This is a genomic window from Methylobacterium sp. Leaf117 (assembly GCF_001422985.1).
Lineage (GTDB): Bacteria > Pseudomonadota > Alphaproteobacteria > Rhizobiales > Beijerinckiaceae > Methylobacterium.
The window spans coordinates 369,551-386,315 of sequence record NZ_LMNL01000012.1 but is presented as its reverse complement, the minus strand read 5'-3'; the positions used below and the strand labels follow the sequence as shown (position 1 = coordinate 386,315).

At 59.2% G+C, this 16,765-nt stretch carries 11 protein-coding genes and 1 pseudogene; 9 read left to right on the top strand and 3 right to left on the bottom strand.

Going from position 1 to position 16,765, the window contains the following annotated elements:
• Positions 1-60: 60 nt before the first annotated feature.
• On the bottom strand, positions 61-705 hold the full coding sequence (locus tag ASF57_RS08770) for a DUF2155 domain-containing protein (RefSeq protein WP_244476873.1): 645 nt from the start codon (positions 703-705) through the stop codon (positions 61-63).
• A 146-nt stretch (positions 706-851) separates the two neighbouring features.
• Positions 852-1,268, bottom strand: a complete 417-nt coding sequence (locus tag ASF57_RS08765) for an NADH:ubiquinone oxidoreductase subunit NDUFA12 (RefSeq protein ID WP_056184269.1) — start codon at positions 1,266-1,268, stop codon at positions 852-854.
• 495 nt (positions 1,269-1,763) lie between these two features.
• Here ASF57_RS08765 and ASF57_RS08760 point away from each other — a divergent pair, with 495 nt between their 5' ends.
• The 4 genes from ASF57_RS08760 to ASF57_RS08750 all read left to right on the top strand — a co-directional run bounded on the left by ASF57_RS08760 (position 1,764) and on the right by ASF57_RS08750 (position 8,698).
• Positions 1,764-5,495, top strand: coding sequence for a vitamin B12-dependent ribonucleotide reductase (locus ASF57_RS08760; RefSeq protein WP_056482060.1), 3,732 nt, complete (start codon positions 1,764-1,766; stop codon positions 5,493-5,495).
• 338 nt (positions 5,496-5,833) lie between these two features.
• Entirely contained in the window at positions 5,834-6,604 is a 771-nt protein-coding gene (locus ASF57_RS24610) for an ImmA/IrrE family metallo-endopeptidase (protein ID WP_082503795.1), read from the top strand.
• 295 nt (positions 6,605-6,899) lie between these two features.
• Entirely contained in the window at positions 6,900-8,006 is a 1,107-nt protein-coding gene (locus tag ASF57_RS08755; protein WP_156376028.1) for an MBL fold metallo-hydrolase, read from the top strand.
• Positions 8,003-8,698 carry a hypothetical protein gene (locus ASF57_RS08750; protein WP_056482055.1) on the top strand — a complete coding sequence of 232 codons (696 nt, stop codon included), beginning with the start codon at positions 8,003-8,005 and terminating at the stop codon, positions 8,696-8,698. Before ASF57_RS08755 ends, ASF57_RS08750 begins: the two co-directional genes overlap by 4 nt.
• Before the next feature lie 960 nt (positions 8,699-9,658).
• Here ASF57_RS08750 and ASF57_RS25560 read toward each other — a convergent pair.
• Positions 9,659-10,366 carry a DUF6610 family protein gene (locus tag ASF57_RS25560; RefSeq protein ID WP_156376027.1) on the bottom strand — a complete coding sequence of 236 codons (708 nt, stop codon included), beginning with the start codon at positions 10,364-10,366 and terminating at the stop codon, positions 9,659-9,661.
• A gap of 62 nt (positions 10,367-10,428) precedes the next feature.
• Between ASF57_RS25560 and ASF57_RS25555 the strand changes: the two genes are divergently transcribed.
• The 5 genes and pseudogenes from ASF57_RS25555 to ASF57_RS08725 all read left to right on the top strand — a co-directional run bounded on the left by ASF57_RS25555 (position 10,429) and on the right by ASF57_RS08725 (position 16,665).
• Positions 10,429-11,253 (top strand): hypothetical protein, encoded by an 825-nt coding sequence (locus tag ASF57_RS25555; protein ID WP_156376026.1) that lies wholly within the window; start codon positions 10,429-10,431, stop codon positions 11,251-11,253.
• 320 nt (positions 11,254-11,573) lie between these two features.
• A pseudogene (locus ASF57_RS24600) lies at positions 11,574-12,223 on the top strand (transposase); the annotation flags it as partial.
• Between the two features lie 574 nt (positions 12,224-12,797).
• A complete protein-coding gene (locus tag ASF57_RS08735) occupies positions 12,798-13,694 on the top strand; it encodes a hypothetical protein (RefSeq protein ID WP_156376025.1) in 897 nt (298 codons plus the stop codon).
• Complete coding sequence (locus ASF57_RS08730) at positions 13,691-14,719, top strand: hypothetical protein (RefSeq protein WP_056482042.1); 1,029 nt, start codon at positions 13,691-13,693, stop codon at positions 14,717-14,719. The genes ASF57_RS08735 and ASF57_RS08730 overlap by 4 nt, the downstream gene beginning before the upstream one ends.
• Positions 14,716-16,665, top strand: a complete 1,950-nt coding sequence (locus ASF57_RS08725; protein WP_156376024.1) for an Hsp70 family protein — start codon at positions 14,716-14,718, stop codon at positions 16,663-16,665. Before ASF57_RS08730 ends, ASF57_RS08725 begins: the two co-directional genes overlap by 4 nt.
• Positions 16,666-16,765: the final 100 nt, after the last annotated feature.

Here is a 16,765-nt window from a genome sequence, read left to right as displayed (position 1 = left end):
CTGCGTTCCGCGGATGTCTTAGCGGAGATGTCTTAGCGGAGATGTCTTAGCGGAGATGTCTTAGCGGAACAGAGCGTCGAACAGCGATTGCGGCTGTTGCGGCGGCGGCGGAGCGGCCGCCGGACCCTCGTTCGACGGGAAGAACTTCCGTGATGGCTTCTGCTTGGGCTGCACCGGCACACCGCGCGGCGCTTCCACATCCACCTGCCCGTTCGGGTTGACCTGCTGGGCGGTGCGCGTCGCGTCCTGCCCGCCCTTCGGACGCCGGGTCTTCTCCGGCTTGGAAGCCATCGCCGGCACGTCTTCCTGCTCGCGCGCCTCGGCGATCACATCCGCACCGCCCTTACAATCGACGAGCCAGACATCGTAAATCGGATGTTCGATCGCATGGAGCCCCGGGCTCGAGGCAAACATCCAGCCCGTGAAAATGCGACGGTACTTGTTATCGAGCGTCACCTCGTCGACCTCGAGGAATCCCGTGGTCTTCGGACTCTCGGTCGGTGGCCGGCTGTAGCAGACGCGCGGCGTCAATTGCAGGGCGCCGAACTGCACCGTCTCGTCGACGGCCACCTCGAAGGAGACGATACGCCCGGTGATCTTGTCGAGGCCGGAAAACACCGCAGTTGGGTTCTTGATCTTGTCGGCGGAAGCCGGAACGGCGAGCAGGCCCGTCGCGATCGACGCGAGGATAAGGCGCTTGACCACGGGGCGGTACGATCCTGCTGTGCTGCGGCTCACGGGCGCCCCCTCTCGGCTGCGCTCTCATCGGAGCGGCGGTGCGAGGGCGAGGTTAGGCCTGAGAAGATTGGTGGAAAAAGGGCCGCGGCGTCCCGAATGCCGGGCGTTCGGGATCAGTTGCCCGGGCTCCACGGAACGTAATCGCCGGTCGCCGCCGGTCGCTGGCCGACATTGAGCTGCGAACCGCGGGGCCGATAGGCACCGCTCGTGCCCGTGAGATTTTCAACATGAGGCTTCTGCCACTCGCGTGGCGTGTAAGTCTCCTCGCTCGGTGGCACATCGCCGTTGTGGCAGAGCCAGCTGCGCCAGCCGGGAGGTACCTTCGAGGCGTCGGCGTAGCCGTTATAGACGACCCAGCGCCGTTCGGTTCCAACGGAGCGATCAATGAGCGCTCCCTGCGCGCGATAATAGACGTTGCCGTGATCGTCGGAGCCGACCCGCTGCCCGCGCCGTGCCGTGTATAGCGCGAGCGACATGGTCTGCCCGTTCCACCAGGTGAAAATCCGCAGGAGCGTGTCCTTGAGAGCCATTGCGTTCGCCTGATTGGGGCGTGGAAACCCCGCCATCGAGTGTCGGCGGAACTATGGTGAGGTGCCCCCAGTAAGTCCAGTCGCCGTGGCCCCCTCCGAGACCGGGTCGGTGGCTGCGAATGCGGCGGAAATCCCACACCCCAGGCGTTAACCATCCCTTCGACGAAGGTGGCGATCCGACAGCCTGTGGGTGGAAAACTTTTCGCAGGCGAATCTCTCAGGCCGAAAGGGCACTTACGAAGGCCTCCGGGATATCCACAGGATTCAGGTACATCCTACTACATATAGCCGGGAACACGCAGTCGGCACACTAGTTATTGACGTGAGCCCCCTCGGCGGGATACCTTCGGAACATCGCCGAGGCTGTCGCGTCACCGGCGGATCACCGAATTTTCGTTGCTGAGTTCAGCGCTTCGCGAGCGGTCGCGGACGCTTGCCATCTTCCTTCTTGGACACGGTGCCGCGCTCCGATGCGTGGCTCGGGAGACAGGTTACATGCGGTTCGAGCGGCGCCACACCACGGCCGGGCAATCCCCCTACGCGACGATTCCCTTTCGCAAGACGCTGAGCGAGATCCGCAATCCGGACGGCTCGACGGTCTTCCGCTTGGACGGCATCGAGGTGCCGGAGAGCTGGTCCCAGGTGGCGAGTGACGTCCTGGCGCAGAAGTACTTCCGCAAGGCCGGTGTGCCGGCGGCGCTCAGGAAGGTCGAGGAAAACGACGTGCCGTCGTTCCTGTGGCGTTCCGAGGCCGATCTGAACGCCCTTGCCGAACTGCCGGAAGCCGAGCGCTACGTTTCCGAGATTTCGTCCACGCAGGTGTTTGATCGTCTCGCCGGGTGCTGGACCTACTGGGGTTGGAAGGGGGGCTACTTCAGTTCCGAGGAGGATGCGTCGGCATTCCTCGACGAACTGCGCTTCATGCTCGCGCGCCAGATGGTGGCGCCGAATTCCCCGCAATGGTTCAACACCGGCCTGCACTGGGCCTACGGCATCGATGGGCCGGCGCAGGGCCATTATTATGTTGATTACCGCACGGGCGAGCTGACGAAGTCGGCCTCTTCCTACGAGCATCCGCAGCCGCATGCCTGCTTCATCCAGGGCGTGCAGGACGATCTCGTCAACGAGGGTGGCATCATGGACCTGTGGGTCCGTGAGGCGCGCCTGTTCAAGTACGGCTCAGGCACCGGCTCGAACTTCTCGATGTTGCGCGGCGAGAACGAGAAGCTCGGCGGCGGCGGCAAGTCCTCCGGGTTGATGTCCTTCCTCAAGATCGGCGACCGGGCGGCCGGTGCCATCAAGTCGGGCGGGACGACGCGTCGCGCTGCCAAGATGGTCATCGTCGACATCGACCATCCGGATATCGAGCAGTACATCGACTGGAAGGTGAAGGAGGAACAGAAGGTTGCGGCCCTCGTCACAGGCTCTAAAATCGTCTCCAAGCACCTCACTGCGGTGATGAAGGCCTGCACCCAGTGTGAGGCCGAGGGCGACGCCTGCTTCGACCTGGAGCGTAACCCTGTCCTGAAAAAGGCCGTGAAGGCCGCGCGCAAGGACATGGTGCCGGATTCCTACACCAAGCGGGTGATCCAGTTCGCCCGCCAGGGTTTCACCAAGATCGACTTCCCCGTCTACGACACCGACTGGGATTCCGAAGCCTACCTCACAGTGGCCGGGCAGAATTCGAACAACTCGGTCTCGCTGACCGACGATTTTCTGCGCGCCGTGGAGAACGATGCTCCTTGGGAGCTGAAGGCCCGCACTACCGGCAAGACCACGAAGACGCTGCCGGCGCGTGAGTTGTGGGAAAAAATCGGCGAGGCCGCCTGGGCTTCGGCTGATCCGGGCCTGCACTTCAACACGACGATGAACGATTGGCACACCTGCCCGGCGGGCGGGCGGATCCGGGCTTCGAACCCATGCTCCGAGTACATGTTCCTCGACGACACCGCCTGTAACCTTGCCAGCGCCAACCTGCTGACGATGTATGACCGAGCCGCGAACCACTTCGACGTCGCCGCCTTCGAGCATCTGAACCGCCTTTGGACGGTGGTGCTGGAAATCTCGGTGATGATGGCGCAGTTCCCCTCGAAGGAGATCGCCGAACTCTCGTTCCGCTACCGGACGCTGGGCCTCGGCTACGCCAATATCGGAGGCCTGCTGATGAGCATGGGCCTGCCCTACGACTCAGATAAAGGTCGTGCCCTGGCCGGCGCCCTCACGGCCATCATGACTGGTGTCTCCTACGCGACGTCAGCGGAGATGGCCGGTGAACTCGGGTCGTTCCCGGCTTACGAGGAGAACGCGGACGCCATGCTCAAGGTGATCCGCAACCACCGCCGCGCGGCGCATGGCGAGGCGGAGGGCTACGAGTTCCTGTCGATCGCCCCCGTACCCCTCGACCTCGCCAACGTCCCCCAGGCCGACATCGCCGAGCGGGCGAAGCATGCCTGGGACCGCGCCCTGGCGCTAGGCGAAGAGCACGGGTACCGCAACGCGCAGGCGACCGTGATCGCGCCGACCGGCACGATCGGCCTCGTGATGGATTGCGACACCACCGGCATCGAGCCCGACTTCGCCCTGGTGAAGTTCAAAAAGCTCGCGGGCGGCGGCTATTTCAAGATCATCAACCGTGCGGTGCCCGACGCCCTGCGCACGCTCGGCTACCGCGAATCGGAGATCGCCGAGATCGAGGCCTACGCCGTCGGTCACGGGTCGATGGGCCAAGCCCCTGCGATCAATCCGGGCTCGCTCCGCGCCAAGGGCTTCACCGATGACAAGCTCGCCGCCGTCGAGGCTGGCCTGAAGCAGGCCTTCGACATCAAGTTCGTGTTCAATCGCTGGACGCTGGGCGATGATTTCCTCACGGACGTGCTGAAGGTTCCGGCCGAGAAGCTGGCCGACCCGACCTTCGAGATTCTGCCCTTCCTCGGCTATTCGAAGAAAGACATCGAGGCGGCCAACACCCACATCTGCGGCGCGATGACCCTTGAGGGAGCCCCCTTCCTCAAGACCGAGCACTACGCGGTGTTCGATTGCGCCAATCCGTGCGGCCGCATCGGCAAGCGTTATCTCTCGGTCGAGAGCCACATCCGTATGATGGCGGCGGCGCAGCCCTTCATCTCGGGGGCCATCTCCAAGACCATCAACATGCCCAACGACGCCACCGTCGAGGATTGCAAGAACGCCTACAAGCTGTCCTGGACCCTGGCCCTCAAGGCCAACGCCCTCTACCGGGACGGCTCGAAGCTGTCGCAGCCACTGAATTCGGCCCTGATCGCCGACGAGGAGGACGATGCCGACGAGATGATCGAGGCTCTGGCCGCAGCGCCGGCCGCCGCCAAGGCCGCGCAGGTCGCGGAGAAGATTGTCGAGCGGGTGATTGAGCGCGTCGAACGTATCCGGTCGCGGGAGAAGATGCCCCATCGGCGCAAGGGCTACACCCAGAAGGCGGTCGTGGGCGGGCACAAGGTCTACCTCCGCACCGGTGAGTACGATGACGGTCGCCTCGGTGAAATCTTCATCGACATGCACAAGGAGGGGGCCACCTTCCGCAGCCTGATGAACAACTTCGCCATCGCGATCTCGCTGGGCCTTCAATACGGCGTTCCCCTGGAGGAATATGTCGAGGCCTTCACCTTCACCCGCTTCGAACCCGCGGGCTTCGTGCAGGGCAACGACGCGATCAAGAACGCGACCTCGCTTCTCGACTACGTGTTCCGCGAGTTGGCCGTGTCCTATCTCGGCCGCGCCGACCTCGCCCACGTCAACCCATCCGAGATCGGCGGCACGGTGATCGGCGGCGGCGAGACCGACACCACCCGCGATCCTGCCCGGACGGAAACCACCGCAGCCAGTGTGGTGTCCCGCGGCCTCCTGCGCGGGTCAGCCGACCGTCTCACCTTGATCCAGGGTGGACCGGCCGGCGGAACGGTTGGCGTCGGTGCGGCCTCCACCGGCCAGACGTCGCCGGCCGGTGGCGTAGTCCACGCTTTGCGCGGCGCGACGGCGCTGAAAGCCGAGCCGGTTGCGGCCGGACGCGCCGAAGCGCTGGTCGACGCCCTCCCCTTCGCCAAGCCGGAGCGATCGGTCTCTGACCGCCGTGCCGAAGCAAAGATGAAGGGCTATGTCGGCGAAGCGTGCCCCGAATGCGCAAACTTCACCCTGGTCCGCAACGGCACCTGCCTGAAGTGCGACACCTGCGGCGGAACAACTGGCTGCAGCTGAGCTGGATGCGGGCGGTTGTAACGGCGAGGGAAGTTTGGACCCAGATAGAGGGATGATTGGGCCCTCACCATAGGGAAGTTTGGGCCCAAGCCCCGCCGAGCGGAAAAGTGCGCACTCTTTAAGCGATGATGTGGTCCGTCTAATGGGACGGGCCACATAGGGTCAAAGCAAAGCTTTCAAATTAAACGTGCTTTAGAGACCGTTAATCAAAGCGCGCATTTGGGCTTTTTATTTAAGACAGCTCGTTAACTATAAAAAATATCATCAGCGGACGTGTCAGGGCAGAAATTTCGTGCATCTAATCAACTCTGTACATAATCGTGATTGTGAGAAGCACCATGTCAGCGGAAGATTGTTGGGTAGATAGTCGTTCAAATCAGGTTGTTAAGGAATTAGCCAAACGAGCGCGCGAGGATTTGCAGCAAGGCGAAAAGATCCCCGTTGACGTTGTAGCGTGCCTTCAAAGGGGAAACGTGACAACGGTCGTAGGTCGCAAGAGGCTTGAATATCGAATTATTGACGATGCCGAGATGGACGGCGACGACGGCAATACGAGAATGGACGATGATGTAATCATCGTTAGTGTTAGAAGGAGTATCCATCAGAAGGCTTTGTGGGGCGAAGGCCGGGCAAGAATGACACTTGCACATGAGCTTGGTCATGCAGTTATGCATCCAGGAATGGCAAAAGCTCGTCGTAGTGGCGCTACCGGCCGGTCTGTTGCCAATTCGATCCCGGCTCATAAATCCGCTGAGCATCAAGCCAAGGTATTTGCGTCAGCTTTTTTGATCGTTCAATCCTATGCTGAGACGTTGGGATCTTCCGAAGAAATTTCAGAGCAGTTTTCCATAAGCCTAGAAGCTTCCGAAATAGCTTTTGCAGATGTAGCTGCCGAGAGAAACAAGCGCGAGAGCTTCAGCATCGTGCGAAATCTCGCGGATCAATTTATCAGAGAGGCATCGGCAAAGCCTGCACAGCAGATGAGCTTTTTGAAAGATCTTTGCCCGCATTGTGGACAGCAAAAGCTAGCGCCTATTGGAGTAAAATATCATTGCTATAATTGCGGGAGCACAAGTGATGCCTTCCAGGATGGTGACAGGCATTCATAATAATTCATAGGCGGGACATCGTCTCGGTGTAAATATTACTCAGATTGATATAATAGCTCTTTGCGAGTAAGCCGATTTATATAGTGACGCATAAGGTTTCTGCTGTTGAATATGCATTCTCAGCGAATCTCAATAGCGGACCACCTGGGTTACGTCACGGACAGTATTAATCACGGCGCGTCCGCTTCGGCATAATTGATATGTCGCCTGCCGCAAAATCGGGACTGAGAGTGCATGCTTCCAACCTCCAGGGGCGATCAGGCCTGGGGAGAGTGGCTGGTCACGGGAGGTGTTCATGAAATGCGAGATTGAGTTCCTGCCCGTCGGATCGGCCTCGAAGGCAGGTGACGCCATCGTCGTCCGTTACGGTGAGCCCCACGACTTCAAGCTCATGCTGGTTGACGGCGGGCACGCGGAGACTGGCGAGCAGATCGTCGCTCACCTGCGGAGCCAGTACGGGGCCGGCGCGGTCCTCGAACACCTGGTGCTTACCCATTCCGACGGCGATCACGCCTCAGGGCTGCGCACCGTGCTTCGGCAGGTCCGGGTAGCCAACCTTTGGCTCCACGTACCCTGGGAGCACGCGACGCAGACCCGGCACCTCTTCAAGGGACAACCTTCCGCCGAGGATCTGCGGAGAAGGATCAAGGCCGAGTACGACATCATCGCGGAAGTGGTCGAACACGCCGAAGCCCAGGGCACGGCGGTTCACCCGATCTTCCAGGGCGCGAACGTCGGCCCCTTCAAGGTGCTGTCGCCCAGCCTGGAGGCATACACCTACCTCCTGCCCCAGTTCGACAAGACGCCCGAGCCCGATCAGGCGGCCATCACGGCCGCAGGAATGTGGCTCGGCAAGGCCACGCTCGCCGACAAGTACCTCGATGCGGCCAGGGCCATCGTGCATGCATGGACCTATGAGGCGTGGTACCTCGAACGCCTCCGAGACGGCGGCATCACGAGCGCCAGCAACGAAAGTAGCGTCGTCCTCTACGGTCAGTTCGAACGGGGGCCGGTGCTCCTGACTGGCGACGCCGGGATTAACGCCCTGCATTGGGCGGCGACGGCTGCGGAAGCCTACGGCTTGCCTCTGCAACAGTTCGATTTCGTCCAGGTGCCGCATCATGGCAGCCGGCGAAATGTCGGCCCGCAAGTCCTGACCCGCCTGCTCGGCGGGATCGGCCTGGAGGGCGCGCCGGCGCGCTTCACGGCCATTGCTTCCGCGCCTGTCGATACCGCGAAGCACCCGCGCCAAATCGTGCTGAATGCCTTTATGCGCCGTGGCGCCACGGTCGCGGTTACGCGTGGGGAGAGCGTCCGCTACCTCGGGGGCTTTCCAGGACGGTACGGGGACACTGCCGCAGCGTCGGTCCCCTTCTCGACCACGGTCGAGGAGTACACATGACCAAGGAGGCAGCCTCCAAGAACCTGAAGGACCACATCCGTTGGCCGCTATGGGGGACCATCGCAGCCAACCTCGTGGCCTTCCACGGCTTCTCGCACTACGAGGCCGTCACGGTGCTAGGTACGAAGGGCCTGCTCGCGAGCATCACCAGCCTTGTGCCGATGGGGTTCGGTTTAGGCGTCACTACGGTGGCGAACGGCTTCCTCAGTGCCGACATGAAGGCGAGGCTCGTGTTCTTACGGAGGGTGTACGCGCTACCTGGGCATCGCGCCTTCAGCGCATTCGCGGTGAGCGATCCGCGCGTGGACGCGGACGCCTTGAGAAGGCGGTTCGGCAAAACGTGGCCGACCGAACCGATGGCTGAGAACCGGGCTTGGTTCAAGCTCTTCAAGGAGACCGAAAGCGACCCCGCGGTTCTCCATCTCCACCGGGAGTTCCTCTTCACGCGCGACTTCGCCGGCTTGGCAGCCATCTTCTTGGTGATGTTCGGCGCGGCCGCGGCCTTCACGGTGCACCCACCATCCGTGTTGGGCCTCTACATCGGGTTCCTTGTCCTTCAGTTTTGGCTTGCCCGGCACGCTGCCGCTACCTACGGCAACCGTCTCGTGAGCACAGTGCTCGCCAGGATAGCAGCAACTGCACCCAAATCTGCGGCGGATCGCAATCGTACAAGGAAGCCGCAGCTTGCCTGAACTTGCGGCCGGACTCATCACCAGTAGCTGACGGTCACGGTGAGGCGGACAGTGGTGGGCTAGTTAACCGCTGAGCCGTCGTAACGCGTGCTGATCCGGCGGGGTCGTTCGCCCTGAGGATTATCTATCGAACTGGATGAACAGCTTAAAAGGATTATTTCTAACCGCTTATTAAAATTTTCCAACCATGTCCCACTACAAATAAAGATATCAAATTAGAATTTCCAAAATGACCACCTGTCAAGCTCCCTTCCGCTTTAAGCTAAGTATCCTGATCTAAACTTTGTTTGGGGATAAAACAAGAGGTCTTTGATAATCTCCATTCCGGATCCAAAGCTTGATTGCCGATATTCTAGTTGGAATTTGAAAAAGGTCGGCCCATTCCTCAAGCCTGGACAGCTTTCTTAGAACTTCATCTGCTGCAGATCCAGATGGTGAAAGCATTTCGCAGCAGGTTCCTTTGCTTCCATTCAGACGCGTCATTGCCCAGGCGCGGCCATAAAGTTTCTGCGTGAGAATCACTTTATCTGTATATACTAAAAATCTTATAAGTTCAAAATCACATGCCATAGGCCGAAGATCGTACACCAGACATCTGCCATTGGTTTTGTCCAAATTTCTACACCATCTATCTCCAACATCCGCCTGCCTGTCCGATTTAACTAAATAAACATTCCCATTTACTTGAACTACTCGTGGGGCTGCCTCCGACGTCGGAGACTCATCAGGCAAATAGTCGAGCGAAAAACTTCCACAGCACGCTCCACAGAGGGGCGGGCATGTAAATCCCCGAATTAGATTTGGGGAGACTACAAGGGGTTTTGGTTGGTATTTCTTCCCTTTGTATTCAATCGGTTCGTGAGCTACTGCCGGGAGGTATGTTCCAACGATTTTGTCTAGTGTATCCGAATGCCGCACGCGTATAACCCTTCCCCCAAAAGGTTAGCCTATCAAAACGGCTCAGTAGCCAGTCCACAGCTTATTGATATTGATAACTGAACATTCGATACAATTATCATATCCTCCCGTTGGATGCGGTCGAAACCTCGTGCCATCAAAAAAATCGCCAAAAGCTGCATCTAGTGTAAACCTGTTGCAGTCTAGACTTACGACTACCATTTCGTTGCCTAATTTTCTCTGCACATCAGGTCTGCCGCCCAATAAGTGAACGGGACGCTTAAAATTGTTAGGCGGTATCAAAGTGCCTCCGTATTTTGTTGGAACGCTATAGCCAAATATAAATTGGGTTGGTATAATATCTTCAAGGCAGTCAATCAACTCGATTGCTTTTGGAACCACTGCTACTAAGTCTGAGTGCTCTTTCAGCAAGTGTGCTTCATCTAAGGACCTGTTGATTTCCTTTATGTTCTCGATGTCCCTAGCAATAGTAAGCATGGGCTTAGTCGATATTGCTGCTCTTAAATGTCGTTCGAAATTATAGTTTTTCCAGTCGATATCTAAAAATCCTAGTCGGTCGAAATTACTTACATCACGAAGATTAGTATACCTAGCTCCAGGTAACCAGCCATGTTTTAAAGCTATGTTGGAAGCTCGGAAACTATGAGCAACAAACTTCTGTAAAATTGCCTTCCCATTAGTTGAATAACGCGCGACTTCCTGGCCCTTCTCAGTTTCTGATAGCAAGTTTGCCGCACCTCCCATTTTCATTCACATCCTGTTACGATGCGCACTCTTTGTCGAGGGGCTTGAACGTCGGAAGGAGTTGCACAGTGGCTGACGAGGAAGGCAAAGAAATCCGTGCACAGCGACATGATTTTGTAAAAGAATACTATAAGATGGCCACGACCGATCTCGATCGACATCTTAAGCAGGGTTGGCAGACAATTGCTGTCTTGGCGGGTGGCGCCGCAATTCTAACAGCAGGATCTGACGACAAAATTGGGTTGCCGATCGCGACAACGATTGCATTGATTGCAGCATTCTGGGGCGCCTTATCTGTGATTGATGCAAATTATTGGTCGCTGCGAGCAATTGCTTTCTTGGCAAACGTTGAAGCTGTTTATTTTTCAAAGGAGGATCGAAAGTATTTTAACCCATATATCGGTTCTCATCCTCCATATCAGCTAATGAACAGTTTAAACTACATGTTTTCTCTTTGTATATTGTTTGGTATTGCGACTATATTGAATGCTATGTGGCAGGTTTCGAAGGCCCTCCCAAATTTAGAAGCTGCAACAAAATGGTATTCGGAGCTAAATGCATTGAAGCTATTTATGTGGTCTGTTCCGGTACTTGCGACAATTTGGGGCATTCAATGGACTATCCACACTTGGAAGAAATGTCTTCGTGGCTATCTGCATTTTAGTGAAAATTCTCCGGGGCCTGGCTTAAGAGAGAAAGCGGATGCCGTTAGGTTGATCACTTTCCCTGGTACAGGACAAACCGGAGTGATCGACCAACAAGTGCAAGTTGTTCACATTGATAAACTTCGAAGTGCTGCCCGTCGGTGGCGGTTCTACGAAATACTACATGCAATAGTTGTGATCATAGGATCAGGTTTTGTACTTTATTTAATCTATAAAAAGTCTGTTTAAATAAAATTTTGATGTTAGATTCAATATTTGTTGACTTGCATACTAGATTAATCGGGGCTATCTGGATAGACTGACCAGGGCATTGCGAGGTCTCTGTAGGACTGGGGTGAAGTTTCCGGAGACCGCAACAGAAATGCTGGCTCCTCGCGACGCGGGGATCGGGCCCAGGTTTTCCACTGGATCCACCGTCCCTGCGATTCTGCCGCGCGAAATCGTCTGTTTAAGGTTGACCGGCCTAAACTGACGTTCCCCCATCGCTTTGGTCCGGCCTGAGTGCGAGTTTTCCGGTTTTGTGAGACCCTGACGGGAGGAGCGCAGCCGTGAAGAAAAGTAGGTTCACCGAAGAGCAGATCGCTTTCGCGCTGAAGCAGGCCGAGACTGGGGCGCCGGTCGCGGAGGTGCTGCGCCGGATGGGTATCTCCGAGCAGACATTCTACCGCTGGAAGAAGCTCTACGGCGGTTTGGGCACGGGCGAACTGCGGCGGCTGAAGCAGCTTGAAGACGAGAACCGCAAGCTCAAGCAGCTCGTGGCCGATCTGAGCCTCGACAAGCACATCCTGCAGGACGTGCTCGCAAAAAAGCTCTGACGCCTGCTCGGCGACGCGAACTCGTGCACCAGGTTCAGGAGGCGCACGGGGTGAGTGAGCGACGCGGCTGCGTCGCGCTTGGCGTCGGCCGGTCGAGTATCCGCTACCGCTCGACCAAGCCCGATCAGGCACCGCTGCGGATGCGCATCTGCGATCTGGCCAAGAGCCGGGTGCGCTACGGATATTCCCGGATCTACATTCTGCTGCGCCGGGAGGGCTGGCGGGTCAATCATAAGAGGGTCTATCGCCTCTACAGGGATGAGGGCCTCAGCCTGCGACTCAAGCGCCCCCGCCGGCACGTCAGCGCAGCACAGCGGGAGCGCCAGCCTGCCGCGCTGCGGCCAAATGAGCGTTGGTCGATGGACTTCGTCTCCGACGCGCTGTGTAGGACGACAGGCTCGTTGGTATAAACGACACCTGTTTGGAACACCCCCTTGTCAGTATCCGTCCTGAGTGGGCGATGAGCCTCTTTCCAGGCTGGCGGTGACAAACCTCAAGAGCCTCATCGTCATGACCGCGGTAGTGCGCTTACGACGCGGGTTCCCATCAAATGTCAGCTTCAGCGTCCTCAGGCATTTCGCTAGTTGCAGCGTCTGAGCAACGGTTCTCCGTGAAGCTCCTTCCACCCTCAAATTAGCGATTGAGGTGCCTTGGTCTCCGGCGCCGATACCGTAGGTTGGATGGCGGGGAGACAGATTCGAAATGCCGACATTCGGTTGGGTGCATGAGGACGCCCGCGACGCCTTTCTCGCGGCCACGGACCACGTGCCTGGGCCCAAGGGTCCTCTACCATCCTCCTATCCGTGCCCCTTTTGCCTCCAGGCTTGGCCGCGCCCGGGGCTCCTCCAGGATCATCTTGCCCGCGAGCACCACATCTCTCGCCCGATCCTGCTTATCGGGGGCAAGGAGCCCAAAGCGGGGTTCACCGTTCGCGAGCGTCGACCGGCGAAGGATTTCGTGCTTGCGAATGCGACGTCTCTGTCGATCCGCATCGATGGAATGTCAGAGACCACAGTCAGCGAGAAAGAGCTAGGACGAACCTTGGCGGGGTTGAAGGTCGGTACCGTTAAGGTCGCTCTCGCGAACGCTTCCGAGCGATTGGCTGCACCTGTTAGGGCGAACTACGATCTCGCATTTCAAATCGCGGCGCCGCGGGCCCTGCAAGCGGTGGAGCGCGCGTTTCTGGAGCGGATGACTGTCAATGGTTTGACCGTCGGGACGGTCGGTGAATTCAGGGCCGACGCCCGATGCCAAGGGGCTGCCAGCGATTATGCCACCGGCATGGCCGAATACGTGCTGGGCGTTCTCGTCAAAGAGCGCCCACACGGCCAGTCGATAACATCTGCCCTCGACCGGTACAGAAGCTTGTTCGGATCTGCGTTGGAGAAACTCACCCCCCACCAGCGCCCGCTTCCGCAACTTCTCTGCGCCGTGATGCGGTTTGCCCTCAACCAGTTCGGCACCGGTCCCCTCGATACCGGCTACCATGAACTCGATGCCGCCACCGTGATGTTGCGAGGTCCGGTCATGGGACCGGCCATACCCATGCCAGCGGACATTCCGGGCCGCCAAGCGGCATGTCCTATGGATCACGGGACGGACTGGATCCTTGGGCTCGCGGGTCGGATGTCGCGGCAGGACCGATGGGGACCTGTGCTGCGGGACGAATGCCGTCAGGCGGCGGAGACCGGGACCCTCGACATCATGGATCGTCAGAAGGCCCTGGCACTTTGGGCGTTGACCGCCCTGAGATTGGGCGCTCCACAGGAAGCCGTCGAACCCTTGGCCCAGATCTCGGCCATCTATCCATTCTCGATCTGGGCAAACGCATGCCTCGAAACGGTGACGACGTGAGCGATGTTCCCGATGCCGTCCGTCCCACGGACGAGGCTGGCCCTCCCGATGCCGTCGGGAAGGCAAGCAAAGCACCCAAGGTGAAAAGGCCCGAGCGGCCGCCGGTCGATCCGACGCTGAAAGCGTACTTCGGTCCCGAACTGGTTTCTTCCGGTGCGTTCGTGACGGCCGTCAAGAACGCGAAGATCCAGAGGTTCTCGGAGACCGATGCTGCCGAGGCATTCGCTCAGATGGATCTGCACGATCCTCTTGGCCTTCGTCTCCTGGCACTGGTCGGTCAACCAGAGGCGCCGCAACCCATCAAGGCTTGGGTCTGGTCAGCGGTGCAGGCGCTCCTCAGGTCGAAGGTGCCCGCCGCCTTCGAGGTCTATGGCGTCGATGCCGACCGGGAATTCAGGAAGCTCCACGAAGAGCTCTCCCCCGCCCTTTCTGCTGACGACAAAGATAAACGCCGGAAGGCCACCACGCTCCTGCTGCTTGGCCTTGCCTTGATGGTCACCCGACGTGCCTCCCTGGATCCCTTCGCCGCGATGGAACTCCTGGGCGAGACTTTCATTAAGGGCGATGAAGACGCCGGACGGCATGTCCGCAAGGCTCTCGCACACGGCAAGTCCGGCGAGATCATCCGCGTCAGCGCGGTCGCGAAGATTGCCCGGAAGGTCGTGCGAGACGCCCTGTCGCAGCGGGATAGCGAGCGTCAGCAGAGGGTGCTTGTCCAGGCGCAGTTGACCGACGCCCGTACGGAGATCGCGGAGCTGAAGGTTCTGGCAGGGGATCGGGACACCGAAATCCGAAATCTGCAAGAGCAGCTCTGTGCGACCAAGCTTCAACTCGACGAGAAGCAGCAGCACTGGGGGCACGACATGGTCGACGTGAAAGCGCGTCAGGCCGTTCTCCTGAAGGAGCGTGTGGTGCCCCTCTTGAACGATGCCGTCGATGCCTTGGAGATCGAGCCTGCGGTCCCGCACGTGGCGATCCGGCGGCTCAAGTCGGCGCTTTCCACCATTGAGGGATCGGCACAGTGAGTGGTTCAGCGTTCGGTATCGATTTCGGCACGACGAACAGCTTGGCTGCCCGGGTGGTCGGAACAAAAGTGCTTCCGCTGGTCGATACCACGACCCTGCGCCCGCATCCCTCCGTGCTTTGGTATCGACCCGGTGGGGACATCGTCATCGGTCGAGAAGCAAGGGAGCACCTCGACATCATACCGGAAGGCGCGCCGCTTGGGTTCGTCCGCTCCCCGAAAATGAGCCTTCGACGGCCTGGTCCCATCTACATCGATGGACGATCCGTCGATCCGGTGGATGCTGTCGCCGAGGTCCTGAAGCACCTCAAGGCCGACGCCATGAAGGCACGCGAAAGGGCACCGGGGTCGTCGCTGGATCGCGCCGTCATGACCATCCCGGTGGACTTCGGAGGGCCGGAGCGGCGGGCGATGCGCCAAGCGGCGCGGGCTGCCGGCGTATCGGTAGTTCAGTTCGTGCACGAGCCGGTGGCGGCTCTCTATGGCTACCTGAGGTCGAAGGACGATTTCCGGCAGGAGTTGGCTCGCCTTGAGGGTCGTTCGATCCTGGTATTCGACTGGGGTGGCGGCACCCTGGATCTCACGCTTTGCCGCATCCAGGGCGGCTCGATCATGCAGGTCGCCAACCGCGGCGACAACGAGGTCGGCGGCGACGAATTCGACAATCGGCTGCGGAATCTGTTCAAGGAAAAGCATGCCGCCGCGCATGGATTGGAGGACGTGTCCTCCTTCGAGCAGCCTGGGATGGCCGCCAAGCTCCTGAACCAATGCGAGATCGTGAAGATCCACCTCTCGGACAAGGACACCGCGAGCGAGGACATCATTCTTCGCAACTACCTCAAGGTGGATGGCCCGGCTCGAAACCTCGTGGGATCGGTCACGCGTACGGAGCTGGAAAAAGTCAGCGCCGGCACCGTGGCCCGCGGTCTCGCGGAGATCGACGCGATCCTGGACCGGGCGCGGCTGACTTACCAGGACATCGAGCTCTGCCTCGCAACGGGTGGCATGGTGAACATGCCTGCGATCCGCGATGGATTGTTCGAGCGCTTCCCTGGAAGGGTGCCGAGGCTGGACAATGGCGACCGCATCATCGCGGAAGGGGCCGCCTGGATCGCGCACGATGGCCTTCGCCTGACCCTGTCGAAGCCCATCGAAATCCTGGTCGCCGACAGTTCGGGGCGTGGCGCCTACCACAAGCTTGTCGATGCCGGCTTTCAATTGCCGGTGGAGAACGAAGTCAAGCTCGCGACCAACACGCGCCTCTTTTGCGTGGATCCGCGCGAGGGGGTCGCGATCATCGAACTCGCCAAGCCCGTGCGTATTGGCGTTGCAAGTCCGGACGATCCTCGCACGACGCTCTGCATTGCGAGCCTGCCGATTGATCCGAAGGCCCAACCGCTTCTGGAGCGGATCGAGTGCCATCTCCGCATCGACCACGACTACGTCGTGAATGTCGTCCTGAAGTCCACTGGTCGTGGGACCGAGACCCAGGGGGAGTTTCACGATATTGAGTTCGGCTTGGCGCTGCCGAAGGATGACGGTGCAGGGCGATCTATTGGCGACCAAGGTGAACCTGGGGCCGCAAAGGGAAGCTCGTTCGTCACTGCTGTTCCGAGCACCAACGTCACCCAGAGAACGAACGTCTGCGTGAACGTGAAGGGGGAACGTCCCGAAGCAGGCCCGCACCCTGATCTTTGGCGCCTGGTGCCAGGAGACATCATAGAGATCTGGCGCCCAGGGCATTTCGACAATCGGACAGCCACGGCCAGCAGCAGGCAAGACACCGAAAAGCAGTTCTACATTCCATGCTCCAGGTGCAAGCGACGCATCTCGGTGATACTGGCTGAAGGCCCGGTCGAGGAATGTCGCACCTACCGTTGCGGGGCTTCCCTTGGAGCAGGCCCCGTCGCCGTACCCCAACGAGAAGTAGGTGTGTTCCTACGCTGAACCCATTGCTCCAAAGCATCGCCCAGGCGATCATAAAGACGTTCTAGGAACCTCAGTCATGAAACGCATGCCGCTCCTCCCGACCGACTAACCCCGGAGA